Source organism: Arthrobacter sp. TJ-217, from assembly GCF_058269255.1.
In genome coordinates this window covers 135,342-162,028 of the sequence record NZ_JBZCNJ010000005.1, presented here as the reverse complement: position 1 = coordinate 162,028, position 26,687 = coordinate 135,342, and the positions used below count along the sequence as shown (strand labels likewise).

Annotated in this window: 22 protein-coding genes; 5 read left to right on the top strand and 17 right to left on the bottom strand. The window is 65.9% G+C overall.

What is annotated here, in order from left to right; genetic code table 11:
• The first annotated feature begins 30 nt into the window (after positions 1-30).
• The gene (locus AC4D2R_RS10805) at positions 31-789 is read left to right on the top strand and encodes an SDR family NAD(P)-dependent oxidoreductase (RefSeq protein ID WP_490939986.1); all 759 of its coding nucleotides are present in this window, start codon (positions 31-33) and stop codon (positions 787-789) included.
• 31 nt (positions 790-820) lie between these two features.
• Here AC4D2R_RS10805 and AC4D2R_RS10800 read toward each other — a convergent pair whose 3' ends face one another.
• From AC4D2R_RS10800 to AC4D2R_RS10735, 14 genes are all read right to left on the bottom strand, one after another.
• Positions 821-1,819 (bottom strand): ABC transporter permease, encoded by a 999-nt coding sequence (locus tag AC4D2R_RS10800; RefSeq protein ID WP_490939985.1) that lies wholly within the window; start codon positions 1,817-1,819, stop codon positions 821-823.
• A complete protein-coding gene (locus AC4D2R_RS10795) occupies positions 1,816-2,784 on the bottom strand; it encodes an ABC transporter permease (RefSeq protein ID WP_490939984.1) in 969 nt (322 codons plus the stop codon). The genes AC4D2R_RS10800 and AC4D2R_RS10795 overlap by 4 nt, the downstream gene beginning before the upstream one ends.
• Complete coding sequence (locus AC4D2R_RS10790) at positions 2,781-4,361, bottom strand: sugar ABC transporter ATP-binding protein (RefSeq protein WP_490939983.1); 1,581 nt, start codon at positions 4,359-4,361, stop codon at positions 2,781-2,783. Before AC4D2R_RS10790 ends, AC4D2R_RS10795 begins: the two co-directional genes overlap by 4 nt.
• Positions 4,362-4,430: 69 nt before the next feature.
• On the bottom strand, positions 4,431-5,516 hold the full coding sequence (locus tag AC4D2R_RS10785) for an ABC transporter substrate-binding protein (RefSeq protein WP_490939982.1): 1,086 nt from the start codon (positions 5,514-5,516) through the stop codon (positions 4,431-4,433).
• Positions 5,517-5,592: 76 nt separating this feature from the next.
• A complete protein-coding gene (locus AC4D2R_RS10780; protein ID WP_490939981.1) occupies positions 5,593-7,074 on the bottom strand; it encodes an aldehyde dehydrogenase in 1,482 nt (493 codons plus the stop codon).
• Positions 7,075-7,124: 50 nt separating this feature from the next.
• On the bottom strand, positions 7,125-7,904 hold the full coding sequence (locus AC4D2R_RS10775) for a glucose 1-dehydrogenase (protein ID WP_490939980.1): 780 nt from the start codon (positions 7,902-7,904) through the stop codon (positions 7,125-7,127).
• 183 nt (positions 7,905-8,087) lie between these two features.
• Positions 8,088-8,915, bottom strand: coding sequence for a DUF1206 domain-containing protein (locus AC4D2R_RS10770; protein WP_490939979.1), 828 nt, complete (start codon positions 8,913-8,915; stop codon positions 8,088-8,090).
• Between the two features lie 90 nt (positions 8,916-9,005).
• The gene (locus tag AC4D2R_RS10765) at positions 9,006-9,458 is read right to left on the bottom strand and encodes a VOC family protein (protein WP_490939978.1); all 453 of its coding nucleotides are present in this window, start codon (positions 9,456-9,458) and stop codon (positions 9,006-9,008) included.
• Positions 9,459-9,527: 69 nt separating this feature from the next.
• Positions 9,528-9,743 carry a PLD nuclease N-terminal domain-containing protein gene (locus AC4D2R_RS10760; RefSeq protein WP_490939977.1) on the bottom strand — a complete coding sequence of 72 codons (216 nt, stop codon included), beginning with the start codon at positions 9,741-9,743 and terminating at the stop codon, positions 9,528-9,530.
• 150 nt (positions 9,744-9,893) lie between these two features.
• Positions 9,894-12,215 (bottom strand): phosphoribosylformylglycinamidine synthase subunit PurL, encoded by a 2,322-nt coding sequence (gene purL / locus AC4D2R_RS10755; protein ID WP_490939976.1) that lies wholly within the window; start codon positions 12,213-12,215, stop codon positions 9,894-9,896.
• Positions 12,212-13,003, bottom strand: a complete 792-nt coding sequence (gene purQ / locus AC4D2R_RS10750) for a phosphoribosylformylglycinamidine synthase subunit PurQ (protein WP_490939975.1) — start codon at positions 13,001-13,003, stop codon at positions 12,212-12,214. The genes purL and purQ overlap by 4 nt, the downstream gene beginning before the upstream one ends.
• Positions 13,000-13,260: a phosphoribosylformylglycinamidine synthase subunit PurS gene (gene purS, locus AC4D2R_RS10745; RefSeq protein ID WP_490902605.1), complete on the bottom strand. Its 261-nt coding sequence runs from the start codon at positions 13,258-13,260 to the stop codon at positions 13,000-13,002. Before purS ends, purQ begins: the two co-directional genes overlap by 4 nt.
• Before the next feature lie 189 nt (positions 13,261-13,449).
• Positions 13,450-13,932 (bottom strand): serine protease inhibitor, encoded by a 483-nt coding sequence (locus AC4D2R_RS10740; RefSeq protein WP_490902604.1) that lies wholly within the window; start codon positions 13,930-13,932, stop codon positions 13,450-13,452.
• Between the two features lie 8 nt (positions 13,933-13,940).
• Complete coding sequence (locus AC4D2R_RS10735) at positions 13,941-14,891, bottom strand: 3-methyladenine DNA glycosylase (protein WP_490939974.1); 951 nt, start codon at positions 14,889-14,891, stop codon at positions 13,941-13,943.
• Positions 14,892-15,110: 219 nt separating this feature from the next.
• Here AC4D2R_RS10735 and AC4D2R_RS10730 point away from each other — a divergent pair, with 219 nt between their 5' ends.
• Both AC4D2R_RS10730 and AC4D2R_RS10725 read left to right on the top strand, forming a co-directional pair.
• Positions 15,111-18,212, top strand: coding sequence for a S8 family peptidase (locus AC4D2R_RS10730; protein ID WP_490939973.1), 3,102 nt, complete (start codon positions 15,111-15,113; stop codon positions 18,210-18,212).
• Between the two features lie 135 nt (positions 18,213-18,347).
• Entirely contained in the window at positions 18,348-18,572 is a 225-nt protein-coding gene (locus AC4D2R_RS10725; RefSeq protein ID WP_490939972.1) for a hypothetical protein, read from the top strand.
• Here the strand turns inward: AC4D2R_RS10725 and AC4D2R_RS10720 are convergent.
• Positions 18,569-19,855 carry an aspartate kinase gene (locus tag AC4D2R_RS10720; RefSeq protein WP_490939971.1) on the bottom strand — a complete coding sequence of 429 codons (1,287 nt, stop codon included), beginning with the start codon at positions 19,853-19,855 and terminating at the stop codon, positions 18,569-18,571. The two genes, AC4D2R_RS10725 and AC4D2R_RS10720, sit on opposite strands and share 4 nt — an antisense overlap.
• A 195-nt stretch (positions 19,856-20,050) precedes the next feature.
• Between AC4D2R_RS10720 and AC4D2R_RS10715 the strand changes: the two genes are divergently transcribed.
• Both AC4D2R_RS10715 and AC4D2R_RS10710 read left to right on the top strand, forming a co-directional pair.
• Positions 20,051-20,983, top strand: coding sequence for an ABC transporter ATP-binding protein (locus AC4D2R_RS10715; protein WP_490939970.1), 933 nt, complete (start codon positions 20,051-20,053; stop codon positions 20,981-20,983).
• Entirely contained in the window at positions 20,980-22,107 is a 1,128-nt protein-coding gene (locus AC4D2R_RS10710; protein WP_490939969.1) for an ABC transporter permease, read from the top strand. Before AC4D2R_RS10715 ends, AC4D2R_RS10710 begins: the two co-directional genes overlap by 4 nt.
• A gap of 27 nt (positions 22,108-22,134) precedes the next feature.
• Here AC4D2R_RS10710 and recR read toward each other — a convergent pair whose 3' ends face one another.
• Positions 22,135-22,731 carry a recombination mediator RecR gene (gene recR / locus AC4D2R_RS10705; protein WP_490939968.1) on the bottom strand — a complete coding sequence of 199 codons (597 nt, stop codon included), beginning with the start codon at positions 22,729-22,731 and terminating at the stop codon, positions 22,135-22,137.
• A 101-nt stretch (positions 22,732-22,832) separates the two neighbouring features.
• Positions 22,833-26,678, bottom strand: a complete 3,846-nt coding sequence (locus tag AC4D2R_RS10700) for a DNA polymerase III subunit gamma and tau (RefSeq protein ID WP_490939967.1) — start codon at positions 26,676-26,678, stop codon at positions 22,833-22,835.
• Positions 26,679-26,687 lie beyond the last annotated feature (9 nt).

The following is a 26,687-nucleotide window of genomic DNA, read 5'->3' as shown; positions in this document are numbered from 1 at the left end:
CCCGGGCCCCGGTTCGGTATCGTCGCGGAAATGACGAAATCGATTCTAGTGACAGGCTCCGGACGCGGCATCGGGGCGGCGATCGCCGCGGCACTCGCCGAAGCGGGGCATCGGGTGGCCGTGCACGCCGGGCACGACGCAGAGGCCGCCGAACGGGTGAAGGCCGGACTCCCGGGCGACGGGCACGCCGTCGTCGTCGGGGACGTTGCCTCGCCGGAGGCGTGCGAGCAGGTGTTCGCCGGGGCGGCTGCGGAACTTGGCGGCATCGACGTCCTCGTCAACAACGCCGGGATCTTCCAGTCCCACCCTGTCGACGGCACGTCGTTTGCCGAGTGGCAGCAGGCGTGGCGCCGCACGCTCGAGGTGAACCTGCTTGGCCCGGCCAACCTTTCGTGGCTTATGGCCGACCACCTGCTTCACCGCTCAGAAGGGCCCGCGGGAGGACGGATCATCAGCGTTGGTTCCCGCGGAGCCTACCGGGGCGAGCCGGCCACCCCGGCGTACGGTGCGAGCAAGGCGGCGCTTCACGCAATGACGCAGTCCCTTGCGGTCGCGCTTGCGCCGCACGGCATCTTCGCTGCAGCCGTCGCCCCCGGTTTCGTGGACACGAAAATGGGCCGGCCGGTGCTGCAGGGGTCCCAGGGCGACGCGGTCCGGGCCCAGAGTCCGTTTGGGCGGGTCGCCGAGCCTGAGGAGGTTGCCGCCGTCGTGCTGTGGCTCGCCGGCGGGGCGCCGGAGTGGGTCAGCGGAACGGTGGTAGACGCAAACGGGGCGTCCTACCTGCGTTGACCGGCAGGTGGGACGCCCCGAAATCGCCCAGCTACAGGCGCTGGGTCCGGGAGAGCACCGTCTGGATGATCACGACGATGGCCAGGAAGACCCCGGAGACCACCGACTGGACCGACGAGGTGAGGGAGCCCACCTGGTTGATCAGGTTCTGAATCACGGTCAGCAGGAGAACACCGGCCGTGGTTCCAATGAGGTTGCCGCGGCCTCCGGTGAGCAGGGTTCCGCCGATGACAACGGCGGCAATCGCGCTCAGTTCCAGTCCGACGCCGACGGTGGGGACCCCCGAGGAGGAGTAGGCGGCGTTCAGGGCGCCGGCCAGTCCGGCGCAGAGCCCGCTCACCACGTAGACGCTGAACTTCACGCGGGCCACGGGCAGGCCCATGAGGATGGCAGCGCTTTCGGATCCTCCGACGGCGAGGATCGCCTGTGGCCCCCTGCCGCGGGCGAGCAGCACAGTGCCAACGACCACCACGATCACGGCGATCACCACCGGCCAGCGCAGGCCGAGCACGCTGCCCTGACCCATCAGCGCGACCGAAGTGTCCTTGATCAGCGGAGTGTTTGCGCCCTCATTAGTCAGGGCGAACACCAGGCCGCGGATGCCGAGCAGGCCCGCGAGCGTGACGATGAAGGGAGCCATGCCCCCGTAGGCGATCAGCAGTCCCTGGAGGACGCCGACGGCCCCGCACACCAGGAGCGGCAGGAGCAGTGCGCCAGCGATGCCCCACGTCGATCCATAGGCTGCAAGGATGCCGCCGAGCGCGTAGACGGAGCCGACGGAGAGGTCGATCCCGCCCGTGAGGATCACGAACGTCATGCCGGCTGCCACGATCAGCAGGAACGATGACTGCGTGGCGATGTTGGTGAAGTTGCTCAGGGTGGGGAAGGTCGGGAAGGCAAAGCTGCCGATCACGAGGAGCAGCCCCAGTACGATCGCCGCACCGTACCGCTGAACGTTCCCCGCGATCCGCTCCCGCGTCACCTGCTGGTTCGTTACCGGACCCACGCTGGGTTCCAAGGCCAGACTCATTTGATGGACGCCTTTCCACGCTGAAGGTAGACCGCGAGGAGAATAATCACGGCCTGGGTGATCTGGGAGTACGCGTCGGGCACGTTGTGCTTGATCAGCGACGCCGCGATGAGCTGCAGGAGCAGTGCGCCTGCAACGGTTCCGAGGACTTTCACCTGGCCGCCGCTGAGGGGAGTGCCGCCGATGACGACTGCGGTGATTGCGGAAAGCTCAATCAGGTTGCCGACGGTGGAGGGCACCGAAGCGCTGAGCCGTGCGGTCTGGATGATCCCGGCGATTGAAGCGAGCGCAGCGACAAGGATGTAGACGGTGATCAGGATCCGCTTCACGGGAAGCCCGGAGAGCTCTGCCGCCCGCCGGCTTCCACCGATCGAGACGAGCTGCTTGCCGAAGGTCGTCCGGTTCACCAGCACCGCCACCGCAAGCACGAGGATCAGGGCGAGCAGGACGCTGTACGGAACCCCGGCCACGGTTCCGCGGCCCAGGGCGAGGAAGCCCGGATGAACGACGGATTTGAGCTGCTCATCGGCCACAAGGAGCGCGATGCCGCGGCCGGCGACCATAAGGGAGAGGGTCGCCACGATCGGCTGGACGCCGATGAGCGCGATCATCGTGCCGTTGGCCAGGCCGATCAGGCATCCTGCCGCGATGGCGATGAGCGCCGCTGGCAGGGGCCCGTACCCGATGTACAGCGGAATCACCGCCGCCGACAGTGCCATGACCGCACCCACGCTGAGGTCGATGCCCTCCGTGCCGATGACCAGGGCCATGCCGAGGGCCACGATGAGCACCGGAACAACCTGGATGAACTGGACGCGGAAGTTATCCAGCGTCATGAAGTTCGGCGTGAAGAACAGGTTGAACAGGAGCAGCAGCGCAATGGCCAGATAGACCCCGTACCGCTGGAGGAAGACAAGGGTCGACCCCTTCCCGGGTAGGCGGACAGCAGCGGTTACCGTACTCACAGGCTTTCCTTAATCTCAGCTTCATCCTCATCCGTCGATGAGTGTTCTTCTCCGACCAGAGCGGCCATGAGGTGTTCCTCGGTCACTTCGCTTCCACGCAGTTCCCGCTCCACCGAGCCGTCCCGAAGGACGACGACGCGGGCGGATCCTTCGACAACCTCTTCGAGTTCGGAGGACACGAGGACGATGGCGAGGCCTTCATCGGCGAGCTCGTTGATGAGCGCCTGGACTTCGGCCTTGGCGCCGACGTCGATCCCGCGGGTGGGTTCGTCGAGCAGGAGGACCTTGGGGCTCATGGCCAGCCAGCGGGCGATCATGACCTTCTGCTGGTTGCCGCCGGACAGTTCGGACACCACCTGGTTCGGGCTGGAGGCCTTGATCCGCAGGCGTTTCATGAACACGTCGACGATTGCGTCCTGCTTCGCCCGGGAGGTGAATCCGGCCCGGGACAGGCGGGGGAGGGCAGCCAGGACGATGTTGTCCCGGATCGAAAGGTTGGGCACGATGCCTTCGGCCTTCCGGTCCTCGGGGAGCATGACCACCCCTGCCCGGATTGCCGTCGCGACCGATCCGCTCCGGACCCGCTTCCCGTCGACGGTCAGGCTGCCTTCGTCCAGCTGCATGACGCCCGCCATCGCCTTGAGCGTTTCCGAGCGTCCGGATCCGAGAAGGCCTCCGAGGCCCACAACTTCGCCGGGCCGGATGTCAAGGCCGATGCCGCTGATCTGGTGTTTGCGGCTCAGGTCCTTGGCCACGAGGACGGGCTCGCCCTCGCCTTCCTTGGCCTCCCCGAAGGCGGTCACTCCGCCGCGCTTGACCTTCTCCACTGAGCGGCCGAGCATCAGCGCCACCAGTTCAACCCGGGAGAGGTCTGCCAGTTGGCCGTTGTGGACCACCTTGCCGTCCCGCAGGACGGTGACGGTTTCGCAGATCCGGAAGATCTCGTCCATCCGGTGGCTGACGTAGACGATCGCGATTCCCTGCTCGCGGAGCATGCCGATGACCCGGAAGAGGGTTTCCACCTCGCGGGCTTCCAGGGACGATGTGGGCTCGTCCATGATGACCACGCGGGCGTCGATCGAAACCGCCCGGGCGAGTGCGACCATCTGCTGCAGCCCCAGTGCGAGGCTGCGCAGGGGCCGGCGCACATCGATATGGATGTCGTACGTCGCCAGGAGGTTGCGTGCCTCGTCCTGCATCCGCTTGAAGTCAATGAGGCCGAAACGGTTCCGGGGCTCACGGCCAAGGAAGATGTTCTGGGCGACCGTCATCAGGGGGACGAGGTTGACCTCCTGGTAGATGGTGCTGATTCCGGATTTCTGGGCGTCGACGGGCCGGGCGAAGCTGGCCGGTTTGCCGTGGAGGAACAGTTCTCCCTCGTCCGGCTGGTACACCCCGGTGAGCACCTTGATCAGCGTCGATTTTCCGGCGCCGTTCTCTCCCATGAGGGCCAGGCTTTCACCGGCCCGCAGAACGAAGTCAACGTCCTGCAGGGCCGCGACGCCGGCGAAGTTCTTACCCACCCCGCGGGCTTCGAGCACTGACGCCGATGGGGCGGTGCTGAGCTGCTGTGTCACGCTTGCTGCCTTTCTGGAACGGTGTTGGAGGCGGGGCCGGCTTTAGTGCCGGCCCCGCCGTCAGTGCGCTTAATAGGCGGAGCTCACGCGCTCGGCAGCATTCGAAGGATCGTATTCGGAATCCGAGATGATGATGTCCTGTCCCACCGGCGTGCCTTCCATGAACTCGGTGATCGTCTTGAACGCCAGCGGACCGAAGCGGGGGTTGGACTCGATCACTCCGTTGTAGGAGCCTGCGGTGATCTGCTCCACGGCATTCCTGGTGCCGTCGATGGAGTAGATCTGGATGTCGGTGCCCGGGGTTTTCCCTGCGGCGATGATTGCCGCCTGGGCACCCAGTCCCATTTCGTCGTTTTCAGCGTAGATCGCGGTGATGTCGGGGTTCGCCTGCAGGAGCTGCTCGGTAACTGACTGGCCCTTGTCGCGGGCGAAGTCGCCGGTTTGCTCCGCCACGATCTCGACGTCCGGCGCTTCAGCCGCGACCTGGTCCTTGAACCCCTTGGTGCGGTCGATTGTCACGCCGTTGCCGGAGGATCCGAGCAGGATCGCGACCTTCGCTTTCCCATCGGTGCCCTCGATCAGCTGATCGGCGGCCCGCTTGCCCTGCTCGACGAAGTTCGATCCCAGGAAGGATACGTAGTCCTCGCAGGGGGTCGCGTTGACCTTCCGGTCGATGGTGATGACGGGAATGTTCTTGTCCCGGGCCGCCTTGAGGGCAGGCTCAAGCCCATCGGAATTCAGGGGAGCGACGATGAGCACCTGGGCGCCCTGGGAAATCATGTCCTGGATGTCGGAAATCTGCTTGGACAGGGTGGACTGGGCGTTGGTGGTGATCAGCTTCTTCACCCCGATCTTCTCCGCTTCGTCCTTGATCGACTGGGTTTCGGCGATCCGGAACGGGTTGTCTTCCTTTTCGGACTGCGAGAACCCGACGACGGCGTTCTTCAGGTCGATCTTCTCGGCTCCGTAGTCCTCAATGGAGCACGTCGGCCCCTCGGAGGAGGCGACGGACTGCTCGGAGCCCTGGGGTGCCTCTGAGGTCCCGCTTCCGGAGCCGCCGGCGTTGGTTCCCGTGTTTGTGCAGCCGGTCAGGGTGAACCCCAGGACGGCTACACAGGCAAGGGACTTAAGGATTGGGGTGGAGTGCGATTTCATTGTTCCAACTTCCTTGTTGAGTGACGTGCTGACCGCGGCCCCGGCCGCTTCGGCCGGGGCGTTGAACGTGTGCGCGCTAACTGCCGCGGCGGTAATCCAGGTAGACGGTTTTCTTGCGGGTGTAGCGTTCGAAGCCGTGCTGGCCGTCGTCCCCGCCGAGGCCCGACATCTTCCACCCGGTGTGGAATCCCTGCACCTGCTCCGGGCCGGTCTGGTTGATGTACACCTCACCGAATTCGAGGTCTTCGGTCAGGGAAAGGGCCGTCCGCACGTTCTCGGTGTAGACGTACGCCGTCAGGCCGTAGTCGGTCGAGTTCGCGTACTCGACCACTTCGTCGTACGTGTCGAAGGGAATGATGGGCAGCACCGGCCCAAACACCTCCTGCTGAACGATGTCCATGTCGTTGGTGACTCCGGTCAGGACGGTCGGAGCGAACCAGAACCCCTTGTCGTCCGCGCGGTCCTCCGGTCGGCCGCCGCCGATCTCGAGCCGGGCACCGGCGTCGACGGCGCCGTCGACAAAGGCCTTGACCTTGTCCCATTCGGCCTGGGAGACCTTCGGGCCCATCTGGCTGCCGTCATCGAGGGGATCGCCGACGACGAACCCACGGATCTTCTCCACGAGGCGCCGCACGAACTCGTCGTGCACCCCGCGCTGGACGTAGGTGCGCTCGTTGCATGTGCACACCTGCCCGCAGTTCCAGAACCGCGACTCGAACGCCTCCTGCACTGCAAGGTCCAGGTCGGCGTCGTCGAAGACGATCACCGGGGCCTTGCCGCCCAGTTCAAGGGACACCGGGATGACCTTCTCCGCGGCCTGGGCCAGGATCTCGCGGCCGGCGCGGGTGGAGCCGGTCACTGTGACCATGCCGACCAGGGGGTGTTCAACGAGGGCCTTGCCGATTTCCCTGCCGGCGCCGGTCAGTACGCTCACGAGTCCGGCCGGGACGCCGGCCTTCTCGCAGACCTTGGCCATGGCGAGGGCTGAAAGAGGAGTCATTTCGCTGGGCTTGAGCACGATGGCGTTGCCGGCCATCAGCGCGGGCGCCACCTTGCGGGCGAAAATCGCCGCGGGGAAGTTCCACGGGATGATCGCTGCAACGATCCCGATCGGTTCCTCCCGCACCATGAGCTGGCGGCTGGCCGCCGACGACGCGACAACCTCGCCGACGTTTCGGTATTTCTGGCTTTGCGCGAAGTCGAAGAAGGCCTTGACGCCACCGATTTCCCCGCGGGCCTCGGTGATCGTCTTGCCCTGTTCGGCGACGACGATCTGCGCCAGTTCCTCGGCATGTTCGTCGACGGTGCGGATGATCGAGCCAAGAACCTCGGCCCGCTCGGCGTAGGTGCGCCGCGCCCACTGCTTCTGCGCCTTGTAGGCCACCGCGAGGGTCTCCTCGAGGTGCTCCTGGCCGGCTTCGGGAACCGCGGTGATCACTTCACCGGTGGCCGGGTTTTCAACGGCGCGGCTCTTTTCGGTGGAGATCCATTGTCCTCCAACGAGCATGGCGGGGGATGGTCCAAGCAGGGAATTTTCGGTGAGGATGGAAACGCTCACAACGGTCCTTTCGAAATCGGGAGGGTGCTGGGCGAGGGGAGGCCGGGGCCTCAGCTCATGACCATTCCGCCCTCGACGTTGTAGGTCTGGGCGGTGATGTAGTCCGAGCCCGGGCCGGCGAGGAAGATCGCCAGGGGCACGACGTCTTCGGGCACGGAGGTCCGGCCCAGCGGAATGGCGTCCGCGGCGCTCTTGAACGTCTCGCCTTCGGCCTTGCCTGTGATCTCACCGAACTGCTTGTCGACTTCCTTCCAGTAGGGGGTGTCGACGATGCCCGGTGCCATGGCGTTCACGTTGACCCCGTACTCGGCCATTGCCATTGCGGTTGACTGCGTAATCGAGATGACCGTGGCCTTGGAGGCGCAGTAGGCGGCAACAAGGGCTTCTCCGCGGCGGCCGGCGATGGAGGCCATGTTGATGATCTTGCCGCTGCGTTGTTTCCGCATGGGTTCGCAGACCGCCTGGGTCAGGAAGAACAGGCCCTTGACGTTGACGCTCATGATGCGGTCCCACTCCTCGGGAGTGGTTTCCCATAGGGGCTTGATCAGGCCGATGCCCGCATTGTTCACCAGGATGTCGATCCGGCCGTGCTCGTTGACGATGTCTTCGGTGACGGCCTTTGACTGCTGTGGATCCGCGACGTTGAGGGAGACGGCGGAGGCCGCTCCTCCCGTGGCCCGGATGGCCTCGGCGGTTTCCTTCGCCCCGTCAAGGTTCAGGTCCGCGATAACGACATGCGCACCTTCTCCGGCGTAGCCGATCGCCATCGCCTTGCCCATTCCGGAAGCAGCGCCAGTGATGAGTGCGACCTTGCCCTCAAGTGATCCCATGTGTATTTCTCCTCAGTAGTGTTCCGGCGGCGCGGAGCGCGCCCCCTGCCCTGTGAGCTAAAAAACCGGTTTTCTGCTGTGATACAGATTACATCGAGGGTGAAGGGTGTCAAGGCGGACAGGGGTTGCCCGACCGGGGAAGCGGCTCCGGCCGCCCGAGAAGGGGCGGCTAGGGCCGGAACCTCACATGCGCTGGTACTTCGACCTCACGATTCCGAAAACTCCGTAGCAGATGAGCCCGATGGCGACGGCCCCGAGGATGTAGACGCCGAACGGCTGCTCCTGAAGGGACTTGAGGGCGCCGTCGAGCCCCGTCGACTCCTCTGGATTGTGCCTCAATGTGGCAATGACAAGCAGGACGCCGAGGACGACGAGCGCAATTCCCTTGGCGATGTAGCCGACGGTGCCCAGGGTGCTTACTGCGGATCCCGCGGAACCCGGTGGGAGGCGGGTGAGGTTCCGCTGGAACCTCTTGGTGGCCCCGCTGTAGATGAAATAGCCGCCGGTTGCCACGAGGGCGGCGCTGATGGCGAAAAGGAGTGCCACTCCGGCCGGGCTCGCCATGAGGGACGCGCTCGCCGACTGCGTTGATGAACTGCTGTCACTTGATCCGCCCAACGCGTAGACGCCGAAACCGGCCCCGATGGCGGCATAGGCAACGGCCTGGGCGCCGGCCTTTGCCGCGTGCTTTGCCCGATCAGCGCTGGGCAGGCGGCGGGACCCGAGGATGGCGTCGCTGGCCATGAACAGGGCGAGGGCAATGCAGCCGAGGAAACAGGCCCAGAGGAGGAACTTACCGCCCGGTCCCGAGGCGAGCTGCTGCAGTGCGCCGCTTGAATCGGCGCTTCCCGAACCCCCCGTGGCGATGCGCAGCGCGATCACGCCGATCAGCAGGTGCAGGAGGCCCGCCGCGGCATACCCTGCCCTCGCGGCGAGAATGAATCCTTTGGAATCGGTGGCTTCTTCGGCGGCGTCTGCCGCTTTGGATACCTGCCGTTTGGCCTCGCTCATGGTGCCTCCTGTGTGTGGCTCCATCCTGCCACTGATTGCCCGTTCAGGGGACGGGATCAGATTGGACGGGGCCGGGGTCGGGCGCTCACGCTACATCTGCGCGGACCCCGCCTGGGGATACTTCTGAGATACCGCCTCCCAGTCGCCGGAGGAGGCAATCGGGTCCATCCACAGGACCTCCCACTGATGCCCATCGGGATCGCTGAACGCACGGGAGCGCATGAAGCCGTAGTCCTGGGCCTTGCCCTCCACGGCTCCCGCCTGCACTGCGGTATCCACGAAGGTGTCGATTTCCTCAGGGGTATCGACGCTGAGCGCGTTGATCACAGCGGAGGTCCGTGAGCTGTCGGCGATCTCCTTGTCCGTGAAGCGGCTGTAGTTCTCATGCGTCAGGATCATCACGTAGATGGTGTCGCTGACCATCAGGGCGCCGCCGTTGTCGTCGGTGAAGGCCGGGTTCAGCGTCCAGCCGAGATCGGTGTAGAACTTTTTCGACCGCTCAAGGTCGGTGACCGGCAGGTTGATGAAAACATTCGTTGTCATGAGGGCTCCTTTGCCATCGAAACGACATGCATGCGAATAGAAGTGTGGGGCCGCAGCGGGCGTTTGGCCCTACCGGCGGCCGAAAAGGAAATAGGCGAGGGGTCCGGCGAAGTTGATGAACGAGACGGCAACCCAGGCGGGCTTTTTGCCGCGTATTCCGCTCTGGGGCCGGCGGGCGAGGTCGGTCAACGCTGCGGCGAGCAGCGCGAGCTGAAGCACCCCGGTAACGGCAATTGCTTTCCGCTCCCGCGGCTTGAGTTCACTCCACGACTTCTTCTGAGTCACAGCTCCCCCTCTTCAGTTGGCTCTTGCCCCACCGGGATTCCCCGCCAAGGCCTCCCGGACACCCAGAATACGGCCGAATTGCGGGCCGGGCAACGAAGAAACGGCAGGCCATCCCGCCGTGGGATGGCCTGCCGTTCCGGGCGAATCCGCCTAGCCGAAGTGCTTCGGCAGGGTTGCCTCGTGGGCTTCCTTCAGTTCGGCCAGCGGCAGGGTGAAGTGCCCCTGGACGTCGAGCGCGGAGTTTTCGGTGTCGACGACGCCGATGCGCAGCGCCGGATAGTTCCGGGCGGTGCACATGTCGTTGAAGCGCACCTCCTCAGAGCGGGGAACGCTCACGATGGCCCGGCCCTGGCTCTCGCTGAACAGTGCCGTGAACGGATCGATGCCGTCGCGCTCGCAGAGCTCGTCGATGCCGATGCGGGCCCCGACGCCGAAGCGCAGCGCCGCCTCGGACAGGGCGGCGGCGAGCCCGCCTTCGGAGAGGTCGTGGGCGGCGTCGATCATGCCGTCGCGCGAGGAGTTCACAAGCACGGCGGCGAGGGTCTTCTCCGCCGTCAGGTCCACCACCGGCGGCGTGCCGCCGAGGTGGCCGCGGAGGTTCGCCCACTCCGAACCGTCGAGTTCGTTCCGCGTGGTGCCGAGCAGGTAGATGGCCTGCCCGTCCTCACGCCAGCCCGAGGGGGTCCGCCGGGCGACGTCGTCGAAAACGCCGAGCACGCCCACGACCGGGGTGGGGTGGATGGCCACGCCGCCTGTCTGGTTGTAGAGCGAGACGTTGCCGCCGGTGACCGGAACGCCGAGTTCCTGGCACGCGTCGGCGAGCCCGCGGACCGATTCTGCGAACTGCCACATCACCTCGGGGTCCTCGGGGGAGCCGAAGTTGAGGCAGTCGGTGACGGCCAGGGGCTTGGCGCCCGAGGTGGCGACGTTGCGGTACGCCTCAGCGAGGGCAAGCCGCGCACCCTCGTAAGGGTTCAGGTACGAGTAGCGGTCGTTGGCGTCGGTGGAGATCGCGACGCCCAGGCCCGTCTCTTCGTCGACGCGGATCACGCCGGCGTCGTCGGGCATTGCAAGGGCCGTGTTGCCCTGGACGTAACGGTCGAACTGGTTGGTCACCCAGTCCTTGGAGCACATGTTCGGGGAGGACATCAGTTCGAGCACGGCGGCACGCAGGTCCTCGGGCTCTCCTACGAAGGAGTTTCCCTGCACGCCGTCGAGCCACTCGGGCCGGTGGTAGGGCCGCTCGTAGACGGGGCCGTCATGGGCAACGGTGCGCGGATCGACGTCGACAATCGTCTCGCCGTCCCAGTCGATGATGAGCCGGCCGGTGTCGGTGACCTCGCCCAGCCAGGAGTACTCGACGTCCCATTTGTCCAGAATCGCCTCGAACGCCTCGGCGTTCTCCGGGGTCACGACGGCCATCATGCGTTCCTGCGACTCCGACATGAGGATCTCGCCGGGGGTCAGGGTCGGGTCGCGCAGGAGGACCTTCGTCAGCTCGACGTGCATGCCGCCGTCGCCGTTCGATGCAAGCTCGGACGTCGCGCAGGAGATGCCTGCCGCGCCGAGGTCCTGGATGCCCTCGACGACCGAGGCCTTGAACAGCTCGAGGCAGCACTCGATGAGCACCTTTTCGGCGAACGGGTCACCTACCTGCACGGCGGGACGCTTCGAGGGCTTGGCGTCGTCGAAGGATTCCGAGGCGAGCACGGATGCTCCGCCGATGCCGTCGCCGCCGGTGCGCGCGCCGAAGAGCACAACCTTGTTGCCGGCGCCCGTGGCGTTGGCAAGGCGGATGTCCTCGTGGCGCAGGACGCCGACAGCGAGGGCGTTGACGAGGGGGTTGCCCTGGTAGGAGGAGTCGAAGACCACCTCGCCGCCGATGTTGGGCAGGCCAAGGGAGTTGCCGTAGCCGCCGATCCCCGCAACGATGCCGTGGACGAGGCGCGCGGTGTCGGGGTGGTCGATGGCGCCGAAGCGCAGCGGGTCCATGACGGCGACCGGACGGGCGCCCATCGAGATGATGTCGCGGACGATTCCGCCCACGCCTGTCGCTGCGCCCTGGTAGGGCTCAACGAAGGAGGGGTGGTTGTGGGATTCGACCTTGAAGGTCACCGCCCAGCCGTCGCCGATGTCGACGACGCCGGCGTTCTCGCCTATGCCCACGAGGAGGTGCTCCTTCATGGCGTCGGTGACCTTCTCGCCGAACTGGCGCAGGTGCACCTTGGAGGACTTGTAGGAGCAGTGCTCGCTCCACATCACCGAGTACATCGCCAGCTCGGCGCCGGTGGGGCGGCGGCCGAGGATCTCCTCGACGCGGGCGTACTCGTTCTCCTTGAGGCCGAGTTCGGCCCAGGGCAGGGCCTGGCCGGGGGTTGCTTCGGCGTTGGCGACCGTGTCGATATTGAATCTTTTTTCGATATTGAAACTTTTGTCGGCCGGGGAGGTCTTGGCGATCAGCTTTTCGCTCACTTGCTTACCAACTTCTTGAGTACCGAGGTGAAGATGCCGAGCCCGTCGGTGCCGCCGCGCAGGTCGACGTCGCCGCGGGCCGAGGAGTCGGGGCCGAAGCCGGCCTCGACTGCGTGTTCGGGGTGCGGCATGAGCCCGACGACGTTGCCGGCGGCGTTTGAGATGCCGGCGATGTCGCGGCGGGATCCGTTGGGATTGCCTCCGACATAGCGGAACACGACGCGGCCTTCGCCCTCGAGCTCGTCGAGTGTCTTCTCGTCCGCGACGAACTGACCGTCCTGATTCTTCAGCGGCACAACGATCTCGTCGCCGGCGCTATAGTCCGAGGTCCACAGGGTGTCGTTGTTTTCGACCAGCAGCCGCTGGTCACGGCACAGGAAGTGGAGGGAGTTGTTCTTGATCATCGAGCCCGGCAGCAGGTGGGCTTCGGTGAGGACCTGGAATCCGTTGCAGATCCCGAGGACGGGCAGCGCGCCGGGGCCGCCGGTGGCTGCCGCGGTGATTTGCTCCATCAGCGGGGCGAAGCGGGAAATCGCTCCGGCGCGCAGGTAGTCGCCGTAGGAGAACCCGCCGGGGATGATGACCGCGTCGACGCCGCGCAGGTCGTGGTCTCCGTGCCAGAGCGACACGGCTGAGCCGCCGGCAAGCCGCACGGCGCGCATTGCGTCCCGGTCATCGAGCGTGCCGGGGAACGTGACGACGCCGACGCGCACGCCGGCGAGCGCGCCCTCGTTCGAGGACGAGGGGAACGGCTGGAAGTCGCCGATCAAGGGGGTCTCGGCCGTCACTTCGCGTCCTCGTCGATGACCTCCACGCGGGTCACGTCTTCGATCACCGGGTTGGAAAGAAGGGTTGAGGCGGCGTTCCGGGCCTGTTCGAGCACTTCTTCGGTCACCTCGCCGTCAACGGTGAGTTCGAAGCGCTTGCCCTGGCGGACCCCGGCAAAACCGGTGAGTCCGAGGCGGGGGAGCGCGCCAGCAATGGCTTTGCCCTGCGGGTCAAGGATTTCGGGCTTGGGCATGACGTCAACAACGATCCGGGGCATCCGGCAACTCCTGTGAGTGAAGCGGCAAGTGCTGGGGGTGCCAGCATTAAATGCAGGGGCCCGGAAGTGCCGTCTCACGCCGGGTGGACCTGGGGTCGGTTGAAATGTCCGGCGCTCCGCGAGCTTGCCCTTCCAGTCTACCGGGCCCGCACACCGCCCCCGCACGTGGGGGAGAGGCCACCGGGCCGCCTAGAAGTTGCCGCCGGGCCCGACGATGCCCTTTGCGGCGTCCCACCGCGAGATTTCGCAGCCGTTGGTGCGCGCGAATGCCGCGTTGACGGGCTCTCCATCGATGGTTCCGCTGACACGGGCGGTCTGCGGCCCGCCGTATTGCTCGGTGCAGAGCATGTTCTTGCTCGGCAACGCTGTGAAGAACCTAACACCAAGGCGGGCAACGGTGGCGCACGCGGGCCCGGGATCCGGCAGGGTGCTCGCCTTCCCGGGGGTGGCGCCGTCGCATTCGAGGATGTACTCGGTGGGCTCGGCCTCGGCCGACTCTTTCACGACGATCGTGAGGCGGGTCGGCGGATCTGCAGGGGCCATGGGTGTTGTCTCCTCATTGGTTGGAACGGCAGGCGTTGCCGGTCCGCCGGGTGAGGCGCACCCGGCGAGGACGGCGGTGATGAGCCCCGCGGCAGCAAGTCCGCGGCGGGCGCGTGCTGACCGTTTCACGTCAGTGTTCACTTCTGTGCGGTTCCCATCCGTGCGGAATCCAGCGGGAGCCCCGGGCCCAGCGGACCGGTGTCCCAGGCGCCGACCTGCTCCAGGTGCTGCAGCAAGCGTTCACGCAACTGCTGGGCCTCGCGGGAGAATTCCCGCTGCAGCTTCGTGTACTCGGCCTTGCCGGTGGAGGTCTCGATGCGGATCGGAGTGTAGCCCCAGTCGCTTAGATCGTAGGGGGACGCGCGCATGTCCATGACCCGGATACGCCACGAGAGTTCGAAGCAGTCAACAACGAGCTCGCTGGGCAGAACCGGGCTGAGTTTATAGGCCCACTTGTAGAGATCCATGTTGGCGTGGAGGCAGCCGGGCTGCTCAAGGTGGCGCTGGTTCTGGCGCGTGGGGGTGAGGGCATTCAGGGGCACGGCCTGGGGGGCGTAGAAGCGGAACGCGTCGAAGTGCGTGCAGCGGATGTTGGATTTCTCAACGACGTCGTCGGTTCCCTCAGCGCCAAGCCGCAGGTTCAGGTACTCGTGGCGCACCCCGTTGAGCTGCGACTTGTAGGCCATCGCCCATTCGTGGAGGCCGAAGCACCCGAACTGTGCCGGCCGCGCCGCGGTGCCGGCGAGGATTGTCCGCGTGAATTCCAGGGTCTCGCCCCGCTCCCTCCGGAAGGAGTCGAGGTCGACGGCCACCGCGCCCTGCGGGGAGGCAACGGAGCCGTAGTACTTCCAGGAGCGCCGCTCGGCGGCGGGAGCCCCGGTGAGCGCAATTCCGGCGCCGGGGTGCCACCGCAGAAGCTGACCCGGCTTCTGGTTGTAGTAGGTGAACAGGAAGTCCTCAACGGGGTGCTTCGCGCCGGTTGACCTGCGCTGCAGGTAGGGCTCGGTGAAGCGGCGGACGCGATCGTGGTGCTGCTGTTCAAGGAGCTTCGCCTCGTGCTCCTCAAGGACGTGCGATACCGATGGCATTATCCAATTATCTACCTTCAGGCCCTTACCAATTCACGGGTGTCAACCTTAAGTTAGTCGAGGGAACCGCTTCCGGATCAGCGTCAACTCCGGTAAATTTGCGTCTGTTGTGGCGGTTGTGACAGTAGTCACAAACGGGGTCCTTGTTGGAGTTCCACAGCGTGAGGGCAAACGGCAGCTCCCGCCCTGCCCGGATCTTGATGAAAGGCACATCTTCCAATGACACAACGAGGACAAGCCGGGCTGCGGAGCCGTTCGTTCCGTGCAGCAACGGCAATCGCGTTGGGGCTGCCACTACTGGTGACATCCACCACTGTGGCCCCTGCCGCGGCGCAGGCCCCCACCCGGGCACCCGCGCAACTGCAGAACGGTCCCGCCAGCTTCCAGGACGGGCGCTACATCGTCATGCTTCAGGAGCACCCCCTGGCCTCCTACGAGGGCGGCACCGAGGGATTCGCGCCGACCAAGCCCGTCAAGGGCCAGAAGATCGCGATCAACTCCAACGCCCGTGCGTACGAGGCGCGGCTGAAGCAGAAGCAGAAGTCGGTCGCTGCAAGCGTGAAGGCCGAAGTACGCGCCTCCTTCACCACCGCACTGAACGGCTTCACCGCCGTGCTCACCGCGGAGCAGGCCGCACAGCTGGCCAAGGCCCCCGGCGTTTACGCTGTGGCCCCCGACGAGCGGAGGAGCCCTGACTACTCAAGCACCGAATTCCTCGGCCTGACCGGCGAGAGCGGAGTCTGGGAAACACAGCTCGGCGGCGTTGAGAACGCAGGCAAGGGCACGGTCGTTGGCGTCATTGACACCGGCTACCGCCCCGAGAACGCGTTCCTGACGGGCGAGCCCGTCAAGCCGCTGACCGGGCAGCCGGCGGTCGGCGAGCCGTACCTCACGCCAGAGGGCAAGATCGCGATGCTCAAGGCGGACGGCAGCACCTTCCTCGGAGAATGCCAGGTCGGAGAAGACTTCGACGGCAGCGCCTGCAACTCCAAGGTCCTCAGCGCCCGCTACTTCGCGGAAGACTTCCTCGCTTTCGGCTCGGGCCGCGCACCGGAAGAGCGCATCTCGCCCATCGACGTCGATTCCCACGGCACGCACACCGCTTCGACGGCGGCAGGCAACGCCGGCGTCGACGTCGCGGTGGACGGCCGGAACTTCGGCAAGGGTTCCGGTGTCGCTCCCGCGGCCGCCGTATCCGTCTACAAGGTGTGCTGGGACGATGCAGACCCGAACACCGGCGACTGCTACTCCTCCGCCTCGGTCTCCGCAATCGAGCAGTCGGTTCGGGACGGCGTTGACGTCCTGAACTACTCGATCTCGGGCAACAACAACTCGACCACCGACCCGGTCGCGCTCGCGTTCCTGGGTGCCGCCTCGGCCGGTATCTTCGTGTCGACCTCCGCCGGCAACTCCGGCCCCACGGCCAGCACGGTCAACCACAGCTCACCCTGGCTGACCACCGTCGCTGCCAGCACCTTCTCGCACGAACTCCAGGGCACGGTTGAGCTGTCCGACGGAACCAAGTACCGAGGCACCTCGGTCATGAACCGTGAAGTACCCCAGACCGCGCTCGTCCTGGCCACGAATGCGGCCGCCGCCGGAATCGCTCCGGCGGATGCCGCCCTGTGCAAGCCGGACTCACTCGACCCGGTGAAGGTTGAGGGCAAGATCGTTGTCTGCGACCGCGGCGTCGTCGACCGCGTCGCCAAGAGCGCCACCGTCGAGAAGGCCGGCGGTGTGGGCATGGTCCTCGTCAACGTGAACCCCGGTTCCCTCGACCTCGACCTCCACGCTGTACCCACCGTCCACATCCAAGGCGCGGAAATCAAGGAAAAGCTCACCGCCAACCCCTCACTGACCGCCGCTCTTGTCAGCAAGGACACAACGGGTCTTCCGGAGTCACCGGACCCGCAGATCGCGGCCTTCTCCTCGCGCGGGCCGTCGCTCGCGGTGAACTCCGACCTGCTGAAGCCCGATATCACGGCTCCCGGCGTGAACGTGCTGGCTGGGGTATCCCCGGTAGGCACGGGCGAGAACTTCGGATTCCTTTCCGGAACCTCGATGGCAGCCCCGCAGGTGGCCGGACTGGGTGCGCTGATCCTGGCGAAGAACCCGACCTGGTCGCCTGCGGCCGTGAAGTCGGCGCTGATGACAACCGCTGGCGAGCTGGTGAACGAGGACGGAAGCATCAACACCGATCTGTTCGCCACGGGCGCCGGACACGTCGCACCGCGGTCCATGCTCAACCCCGGCCTCGTCTACGACGCTGATGCGAGCCACTGGAACGCCTTCCTGCAGGGCCTCGGCGCTGAACTGGGCGTAAAGAAGAACAAGGTTGTCACGGCCAAGGACGTCAACGTACCCTCAATCGCCGTTGGCCAGCTCACCGGTCAGGTGACGGTGACCCGCACGGTCACGGCAACCGCTCCGGGCAGCTACACGGCAAACATCAACGTTCCCGGCATCGCCGCGAAGGTCGCTCCCGCCCGGCTGGACTTCACAGCCGCAGGCGAGCGCAAGACCTTCAAGGTGACCTTCGAGAACGCATCGGCAGCTCTGGACCAGTTCGCCATGGGCGACCTGACCTGGACGGGAACGCAGGGAACAAAGGTTGTCTCTCCCGTCGTCGTCCGCCCGGTGACCGCAGTGGTTCCCAACGTCGTGTCCCTGTATTCGGAGACCGGAACCGGAACGGGTTCCTTCAAGGTAACCGCCGGCGTCACCGGCACCGTCGACCTCTCGGTCAAGGGCCTGGCAAAGGCCGACCGGACGCCGACCAGCTTGGTGCCCGGCCCGCTGCGCAACGCGAACGATGCCAGCAACGCCCGCAAGGAGGTCGTGGTTCCTGAAGGAACGTCGCTTGCACGGTTCGCCGTGAACTCGGCGGACTCTGCAGCCGATTTCGACCTCTACGTCATTGCCCCGAACGGTGAACTCCTTTCGGCGGCAACGGCTTCGGCGAGCGAGGCGCTCCTGCTGAACGACCCGGCACCGGGAACGTACACGGTCATCGCGAACCTCTATGCCAGCCCCAACGGAGCCGCAACCGCTGCGACCGTCGAGGCCGTGGTGCTCGGTGGGGATGAAGGCAACCTCTCGGTCAGCCCCGACCCGCTGAAGCTCAAGAACGGCAAGGAATCGACGATCAACCTGGCGTGGAAGGATCTCGAGCCCGGCAGCTACGTCGGACGCATCTTCCTCGGAGATGCGGCCTCGACTGCCATCAGCCTTGAGGTGGGCGGGAGTGCAGCCGCACCGGCCAAGGCGCCTGTTGTGATCGACGGCTCCCAGGCCGGCGGCGGAGGTTCGCTGCTGCGCTAGGGAACCACATGCGGGCGGTGTAGAAGCTGCCTGAACAGGAAGGACCGGGGGCCCACACCCCCGGTCCTTTCGCCGTCTACGGGCGTAAACTTGCGGTATAGCAGTTGGGTGCACAGTTCAAGGAAGCTGGTCAGCATGAGACACACCCCCGCCGCCCCACGGGAGCGCAAGCCACGCGAGCCGTTCTACAACCGGCTCGATTCATTTTGCAGGATTTTCCTCGGCCCCGCCGAGCGCAGCAGCATGGACCCCCCCGCTGAGGGCAAGAACGACAATCAACTCGACGGGTTCGAGATCGAGGAAGACTCGGAGGGCCATCACTACGCGGTGCGCAAACCGCACCCGCAGCAGCAGTCCTAGCGCCCGGTTCCTGCATAGACGGTGGCTGTCGCCTCGCCGTCCAGTTCGAACGCGGCGTGGACCGCGCGCACCGCTGTGTCGAGCAGTTCGGCGCTCGTGACCACGGAGATGCGGATTTCGGAGGTCGAAATCATATCGATGTTGACCCCTGCGTCCGAAAGCGCACGGAAGAACTTGTACGACACCCCGGGGTTGGAGCGCATGCCCGCGCCGATGAGTGAGAGCTTCCCGATCTTCTCGTTGTACTCGACTGACTCGTAACCCACCCGTTCCCGGGCGGCTTCGAGCGCCGCAAGCGCCGGAGCGCCGTCAACGATGGGCAGGGTGAAGGAAATATCGGTGCGCCCTGATCCGTGGGTCGAAACGTTCTGCACGATCATGTCGATGTTCGTGTGGGCGCCGGCGACGATGCCAAAGATCTCGGCAGCCTTGCCGGGGATATCGGGAACCCCGACCACTGTGACCTTCGCTTCCGAGCGGTCGTGTGCGACGCCGGAGATGATTGGCTGTTCCAAGGGTTCTCCCTCTTGAATCTTGATCTGGTCGTCGGGGCTGGGCAATACCCATGTCCCTTCATGGTCGCTGAATGATGACCGCACGTGAAGCGGAACTCCGAATCTCCGCGCGTACTCGACACTTCGCAGATGAAGTATTTTGGCCCCCGATGCGGCCAGCTCGAGCATCTCCTCGCTTGAAATGGTTTCGATTTTCTGGGCCGAGGGAACGACGCGCGGGTCCGCGGTGTACACGCCGTCGACGTCGGTGTAGATCTCGCACACGTCGGCCCGGAGCGCCGCAGCAAGGGCGACGGCGGTCGTGTCGGACCCTCCGCGGCCGAGCGTCGTGATGTCGTTGCTGTCCCGGCTCATGCCCTGGAAACCGGCGACGATGGCGACGTCGCCCTTTTCGATGGCCGTGCGGATGCGGTGTGGGGAAACGTCGATGATGCGGGCCTTGCCGTGGATGGCGTCGGTGATCATGCCGGCCTGGCTGCCGGTGAACGACTGAGCCGAAGCCCCGAGCCCATGGATCGCCATGGCCAGGAGCGCCATGGAGATCCGTTCCCCGGCACTGAGCAGCATGTCCATTTCACGCGGATCGGAGGTTCCGGACACCTGGGCGGCAAGGTCGAGGAGCTCATCGGTGCTGTCGCCCATCGCCGAAACAACGACCACCACCTGGTTGCCTGCGGCCTGGGCCTTCACGACACGCCGCGCAACGCGCTTGATCCCTTCGGCGTCCGCGACCGATGACCCACCAAACTTCTGGACTAGAAGGCTCATTCACTCGCTCACTGACATCAGGAATTGTTCAGGCACCGCCGCGGTAATCCACCGGGCCGGGCCACGTCGTGTCAGTGTATCGGCGGGCGGAGCGCCATCTCCAATTGTGCGTCGCAATATGGACAAACGTCCGCGGCTGCAATTTACTGCCGGGAAGAGGGCAGAAATCCGCACTTCATGGCATAGGGTCTGCCTATGAACAACGAATTTGGGGGAATCGTTGTCGAGGCTGTCGCGCGGAGATTCGGCTCCGTGCAGGCGATACGCCATATCGACTTCGTGGCTCCCCCCGGTGAAGTGACAGCCCTTATTGGACCGAACGGGTCCGGCAAGACAACCCTGCTGCTGGTCCTCGCGTCGCTGCTCGCGCCCGACGCCGGAACCGTGCGGGTGGCCGGCCTCGACCCAGCGACCGACCCCGAAGGGGTGCGGCGGCTCGTTGGCTGGATGCCCGACACCCTTGGCATGTGGGAAACGCTTTCAGCGCTGGAGGTGTTGGCGACCACGGGCGCCCTTTACGGGATGCGCAAGGAAGAGCGGGTAGCGCGGGCACACGAGCTGCTCGAGGCAGTGGGCCTCGGTGAATACGCGCGCCAGCCGGCCCGTGTCCTCTCCCGCGGCCAGCAGCAGCGACTCAGCCTGGCGCGCTCCCTCATCCACGACCCCTCGGTGCTGTTGCTTGATGAGCCGGCGTCGGGGCTCGATCCCGGATCACGGGTCGAACTGCGGACCCTCCTGAGGCGTCTCGCCGAGGAAGGCAAAACGATTGTGGTTTCGAGCCATGTGCTGTCCGAGCTCGATGAGATCGCCGACCGCGCCGTCTTCGTCAACCGGGGCGAGTCGGTCAAGAACCAGACCCTCGACGAAGCCGGAAGCCAGGCCCGGCGCTACTACATCCAGGCCAAGCCCATGGGCGCACTTGCCGCGGCGCTCCAGAGCCACGGGGTGCAGTTCCAGGAGCGTGGCGACACGCGCCGGCTCGAATTCCAGGTGCTGCTGGGCAGCACCGAGCAGGCGGCGTGGCTGCTGCGCACCCTGGTGCTGAGCGACGTCGTTGTGACCGCCTTCGCCCCGGCCGGCGGTGCCCTTGAAGAGACCTACATGAGCCTGGATACCGAAAGACGATGAGCGTAGAGATCCAGCAGCCACAGCAGGCTGCCGAGAGCAGGACCCTTTCCTACCGGTCGGCTGTCCTGACCGTGTTCGGGCTGGAAATGCGCCAGCGGCTGCGGAGCAAGGGCTGGTACATCATGCTGGTCGTCTGGTTTGTGGTGATCGGCGTGGTGTTCCTTCTCGGATTCCTCACAACCGGCACCTACGAACAGACCGGGGCGCTATTGTTCGACCTGGTGGTCGGGTTCGTCCTGTTCTTCGGGCTGCTGGTTGCCCCCGGGCTCTCGGCAAACGCAATCAACGGCGACCGGGCGGGAGGTACCCTTGCGGTCCTGCAGGTCACCCTGCTGCGGCCAAGCCAGCTCCTGATGGGCAAGTGGCTTGCCTCATGGGTCGGCTCCCTTGCGTTCCTGCTGCTCAGTGCCCCCTTCATCTTCTGGGCGTTGGCGCTGGGCGGGGTACCGGCACTGGAGGCCTTCCTTTCCCTGCTGATGCTCGCCGTGGAACTGGCACTTGTGTGCGCCATCGGTGTTGGAGTCTCTTCCATCGCGCCCCGGCCGCTCTTCTCGATTGTCACGAGCTACATGCTTGTTGCGCTGCTCGGCCTCGGGACGCTCATCGCGTTTGGCTTGAGTTCCGCACTTGTCACCGAGGAGGCCGAGGTGACCACCTCCTACATGGAGTACACGGGCCCTGCGATGGACGGAGGGGTACAGGCGCCGGCGCGCCAGGCCACTGATGAGGACTTCGAGTGCCGGACCCAGACGAATACGCAGCAGGTTGTGCACACCGAGCGGATAGCCTGGCTGCTCGCGGCGAACCCCTTCGTGATTGTGGCTGACGCTGTTCCGTATACGCGTTCGGTGCAGCAGAGCTTTGGGTACATTTCCTCCAGTTATCAGCCCCAAGGCGTCATGGAAGGCATCAGCGTTCAGGTCCGAACATTCCAGGCCGGGCCCGACTATGAGATCACCTGCGACGAAAGCCAGGGGATGCCACGCGAGATCGACGACGGCTACCCGATCTGGCCGCTGGGCATCGGATTGCAGTCCCTCCTGGCCGGAGGCCTGCTGGCGGTGGGCCGCAGGAAACTGACAATGCCGGCACGCAGGCTGGCGCAGGGAACCCGCATCGCCTAGGGGCCATTGCGTAGGGCTCGGGCGGGGCTAGGACATCGAACGGCGGCCCTCGAACGCGCGGCCGAGGGTCACCTCGTCTGCGTACTCGAGGTCTCCGCCTACAGGCAGCCCGGAAGCAAGACGGGTGACAGGGATGCCGATGGTCTTGAGCATCCGCACCAGGTAGGTCGCGGTTGCCTCGCCTTCGAGGTTCGGGTCGGTGGCGATGATGATTTCCTGGATTTGCTCGTCCGAGAGTCGGTTGAGCAGTTCCCGGATACGCAGCTGGTCCGGGCCCACGCCCGCTATGGGGTTAATCGCCCCGCCGAGCACGTGGTAGCGGCCGCGGAACGAGCGGGTGCGCTCAACCGCAATAACGTCCTTAGATTCCTCGACCACACAGATCATCGTGGGATCCCTTCGTGGATCCCGGCAGATTGCGCAGGTTTCCTGTTCCGCGACATTTCCGCAGATGGCGCAGAACTTCACCCGCTCCTTGACAGTGGTGATCGCCGTGACGAGCCGCTGCATGTCTTCGGTGTCCGCTTCGAGGATGTGGAAGGCAAGCCGCTGGGCCGACTTTGGACCCACACCGGGCAGGCGTCCCAGCTCGTCGATAAGCTCCTGAACCGCGCCTTCGTACACTTGACCTTCTTCACACTATTCAGAGGATGCCGCGCTGGTCGCGCGGCGTTTTGCGGCATGACCGGTAGGAATTCCGGCACTGCTGCTTGCGGTGCGCCGGGCTACTGCGTTTCGATTCCGCGTTCTTCGATCAGCCTGCCGTTGAGGATGCGTTCGATGGCCGAGCGGCCCACCAGCCCTGCCTCTTCGATGGTTTCATCGTCGGCGCTGGGCTCGTCTTCGACATACTTGAAGTCTACGGCGCGCTCGCCCGCTGCGGCGCTTTCCGCCCGTTTCCGGGCAGCCTCATCGAGCAGCCGCTGATAGCGGCTGACGGGTTTGCCAAGAGGCGCTGGCTCACTGGTTGCTGGCTGGGACGGCGCCTGCTGAGCCGCTGACTGCTGAGCAGATCCCTGGTCCGGCGCTGTCTGGTTCGGTGCCGCCTGGCCGGCTGTCCGATGGACCGCCGGTGTTGTCCGCTCCGGCGACGTTTGGGCCGCTGCCTGCTGAGCCGGTGCTGTCTGCCCCGCTGCATGCTGTGCCCCCGGAGCCGCCGGCCTCGCCGCCGGGCTTGCTGCCTGCTGCCCCGGCGATGTCGGTGCCGTTGCCTGCTGTGGCGTCCGGGCCGCCGATCCCGCGTCAGGCCGTGGGGCATCAGTCTGCGTGGTGCGGCCCTGCAGCGCTTGGGCCTGGAGGGAGCGGGAGTCTACGGAGGAGGTGCCTGCCGTCAAACCGCTTCCGCCCGCCCCGGTTTCCGCCGCGAGTCCGGCCGGAGACGCCGGCCGCGCCGAGGAAACGGTCGCCGCTGCCGTCGAACCGTTTCGCTGAGCCTGCACGGCTTCCACATGCGGGGGACCGCTGGGTGCGGCGCTGTATCCGGGGCCCGGGTCGTACGCATCTTCGGGCGGTTCGACCATGGTCCATGAGTCATCGTCAGGTGCGTCTGGCGTCCACCCAGGTGTCGGCATCGGCTCCGGTGCGGTGTCCCTTTCCGGAACTGCTGCCGCCGCCGAGCGCCGGGGAGCCGCTGCTCCGGGCCCTGTCTGCCCAGCCGACGGAGCGGCAGGCGTCGCACCTGGGCCGGCCTGCAACGGTCCTGGGTCAGTTGCCCGTCGCTGCGGTTCGGGCACCCCACCCGGAGCAGCCATGGGCGATGCCTGGGCCCCCGTCTGGGGCCGAACCGGAGGTGTCCGGTTCGGAGTCTGCGCTCCGCCATGCGACTGCGCTCCGCCGTGCGGCCGCGCACTTCCCTGGGAGTGCGCTCCGGCTTGGGGCTGAGCCTGGGCCGGAGGCGTCCGGTCCGGAACCTGAGATCCGGCATGCGGCTGCGCACCTGCTTGTGACTGAGCACTCGGCTGTGCTCCGGCCTGGGGCTGAGCGTGAACCGGAGCGCTTCGGTCTGGAGCCTGCGCTCGTGAATGTGGCTGCACACTTGCCTGTGACTGAGCGCTCGGCTGCGCGCCGGCCTGGGACTGAGCGTGAGCCGGAGGCGTCCGGTCCGGAGTCCGAGTTCCGGCATGCGGCTGCGCATCAGCCTGTGACTGAGCACTGGGCTGCGCGCCGGCCTGCGGCTGCGCTCCGACTTGGGGCTGAGCGTGAGCAGGAGGCGTCCGGTCCGGAGTCTGAGTTCCGGCATGCGGCTGCACACTTGCCTGTGACTGAGCACTCGGCTGCGTTCCGGACTGCGGTCGGTTGTGTCCTTGGCCCTGTGGCCGTTCTCCGGTCCGTACTTGTGCCTGCGGCTGCGCACCAGCCGCTCCGGACTGACTTCCACCCTGCGCTTGGACCGAAGGTGTTGGACCCGAACCCGGCGTGCCGGGGGGCGTGGCCTGAGCGGGACCACTGTGCGGGCCGGATGCCTCATCGGAGGCCGCCCTAGCCGGCGTTGGCCGGCTAGCCGGTACTTTTGGGCCCGACTCACCCTGCCCATCGAGAATGGCCTCAATGCTGCAGGTCAGTCCAAGGACCTTGTGGATCGCCTGTTTGACGTTGTCCATGTGCGGTCCGCGCTGGAAAGCAATCGCATTGCCAGGTGTGGCGAATGCAAGAACGAGCTGGTTTCCGTCGAAGGAGCGCGGTTTCGCGTCAACGTTGACGTTTAGCCACGTAATGCGCTTGATCTTCGCGAGCTCTTCCATGATCTCCGGCCAAGCACGGCGGATCATCTCGACCTGGCCGGACCCTCCACCAGACACCTGTTCGGCCGGTGCTGTCGCTGCAGCAGAAGACTGGCCTCCCTGCGGACGCTCGGGCGTACCCGATTCAGCCCGGGCAGGCTCGCGCTGCGTGGTTTCAGGCTGGACAGTCTCGGACGCGGCAGACTCAGCGCGGGCGGGCTCGGTCCGGGCTGATTCCGGCACGGACGCAGCGGGCCGGGAAGCTGCAGGGACGTCGGGTGCCGGCGTCGAGGCGTCAGCGCCCCAGCTGCCGCCCCAATCCGGAGAAGGCGCCGGCACCTGCGCGCCGCGCTCCGCGGAGCTTGGAACCGTCGATGGCCGTGTCTTGTCTGCCGTCGGTGCCGCTGGAGCTTCAGGCTCCGCGGTTTCCCGTGTTGTGGCACCAGCAGCAGCTGTTTCTGGTGCGATGGTTGTGGAAGCCGCTGCAGCTGGAACCGCAGTGGGGTTCGAGGTTGCGGGAACCGAGGGCGCCGGAGCCGCCGAAGGCGCTGCGGCGGACCTTGATGCCCGATCTCCGGCCGCTTCCCGTGCGAGACCATTCGTCTGAGCCGGAGCGGTTTGTGCAGGAGCGGTGGACCGTGACGGCGCCTCGCCCTGCGCCGGAGCGGTCAGTGGCGCTGCGCCTCCGGCGTACTCAAGGCGACGTTCGATCCGATCGACACGGGCGAGGGTGCCGGTGGCGGATTCATCGGCCGCGGGCAGCAGCAGTCGGGCACACAGCAGTTCAAGGTGCAGCCGAGGGGAGGTGGCTCCGGTCATCTCGGTGAGTGCCGTGTTGGTGACGTCGGCGGCACGTGAGAGTTCACCGGCGCCCAACTGGTTTGCCTGCGTCCGCATCCGGTTCAGCTGGTCCTCGGGCACGCCCCGCAGGACCGATGCTGCGCCTTCGGGGACTGCGCGAACCACGATCAGGTCGCGGAAACGTTCGAGCAGGTCCTCCACGAAGCGCCGGGGATCGTGCCCTGTCTGGATCACCCGGTCGACGGCGGTGAAGACCGTCGCTGCGTCCCCCGCAGCAACAGCGTCGACGACGTCGTCGAGCAGCGTTGCGTGGGTGTAACCGAGCAGGGACACGGCAAGCTCGTAGTCGAGGCCCGATTCACCCGCACCCGCCATCAACTGATCGAGCACGGACAGGGAGTCGCGGACCGATCCGCCGCCGGCCCGAATCACGAGCGACAGAACGCCGGGGGCGACGCTCACGTTTTCCTGCCGGCACAGCAGCTCAAGGTAGGCAATGAGCGGTTCCGGCGGCACAAGCCGGAAAGGGTAATGGTGGGTCCGGGACCGGATGGTGCCGATTACCTTGTCGGGCTCCGTGGTGGCGAAGATGAACAGGATGTGTTCCGGTGGTTCCTCAACAATCTTCAGCAGGGCGTTGAAGCCTGCCGAGGTAACCATGTGGGCTTCGTCGATGATGAAGATCTTGTAGCGGTCGCGCACGGGCGCGAACGTTGCGCGTTCCCGTAGATCGCGTGCATCGTCGACGCCACCATGGCTTGCGGCGTCAATCTCGATGACGTCGAGGCTGCCGGATCCGTTCCGCGCGAGTTCGACACAGCTGTCGCAGACGCCGCACGGGGTGGGCGTTGGGCCTTTTGCGCAGTTGAGGCAGCGGGCGAGGATGCGAGCAGATGTCGTTTTACCGCAACCACGGGGTCCTGAGAACAGGTAGGCGTGGTTGATGCGCCCCTTCTCGATGGCGGCCATCAGCGGAGCGGTGACGTGCTCCTGGCCAATCACGTCCGCGAAGGTCTCGGGGCGGTACCGACGGTATAGGGCTGTACTCACAGATGAACC

What these genes read in the sequence shown, in the direction of transcription:
- AC4D2R_RS10720 (WP_490939971.1), bottom strand. Translation starts at nt 19,855, where the DNA reads ATGAGCCTTCTAGTCCAGAAGTTTGGTGGGTCATCGGTCGCGGACGCC.
- AC4D2R_RS10725 (WP_490939972.1), top strand. Translation starts at nt 18,348, where the DNA reads ATGAGACACACCCCCGCCGCCCCACGGGAGCGCAAGCCACGCGAGCCG.
- AC4D2R_RS10730 (WP_490939973.1), top strand. Translation starts at nt 15,111, where the DNA reads ATGACACAACGAGGACAAGCCGGGCTGCGGAGCCGTTCGTTCCGTGCA.
- AC4D2R_RS10775 (WP_490939980.1), bottom strand. Translation starts at nt 7,904, where the DNA reads ATGGGATCACTTGAGGGCAAGGTCGCACTCATCACTGGCGCTGCTTCC.
- AC4D2R_RS10785 (WP_490939982.1), bottom strand. Translation starts at nt 5,516, where the DNA reads ATGAAATCGCACTCCACCCCAATCCTTAAGTCCCTTGCCTGTGTAGCC.
- AC4D2R_RS10800 (WP_490939985.1), bottom strand. Translation starts at nt 1,819, where the DNA reads ATGAGTCTGGCCTTGGAACCCAGCGTGGGTCCGGTAACGAACCAGCAG.
- AC4D2R_RS10805 (WP_490939986.1), top strand. Translation starts at nt 31, where the DNA reads ATGACGAAATCGATTCTAGTGACAGGCTCCGGACGCGGCATCGGGGCG.
- AC4D2R_RS10710 (WP_490939969.1), top strand. Translation starts at nt 20,980, where the DNA reads ATGAGCGTAGAGATCCAGCAGCCACAGCAGGCTGCCGAGAGCAGGACC.
- purS (WP_490902605.1), bottom strand. Translation starts at nt 13,260, where the DNA reads ATGCCCCGGATCGTTGTTGACGTCATGCCCAAGCCCGAAATCCTTGAC.
- AC4D2R_RS10715 (WP_490939970.1), top strand. Translation starts at nt 20,051, where the DNA reads ATGAACAACGAATTTGGGGGAATCGTTGTCGAGGCTGTCGCGCGGAGA.
- AC4D2R_RS10765 (WP_490939978.1), bottom strand. Translation starts at nt 9,458, where the DNA reads ATGACAACGAATGTTTTCATCAACCTGCCGGTCACCGACCTTGAGCGG.
- AC4D2R_RS10735 (WP_490939974.1), bottom strand. Translation starts at nt 14,891, where the DNA reads ATGCCATCGGTATCGCACGTCCTTGAGGAGCACGAGGCGAAGCTCCTT.
- AC4D2R_RS10770 (WP_490939979.1), bottom strand. Translation starts at nt 8,915, where the DNA reads ATGAGCGAGGCCAAACGGCAGGTATCCAAAGCGGCAGACGCCGCCGAA.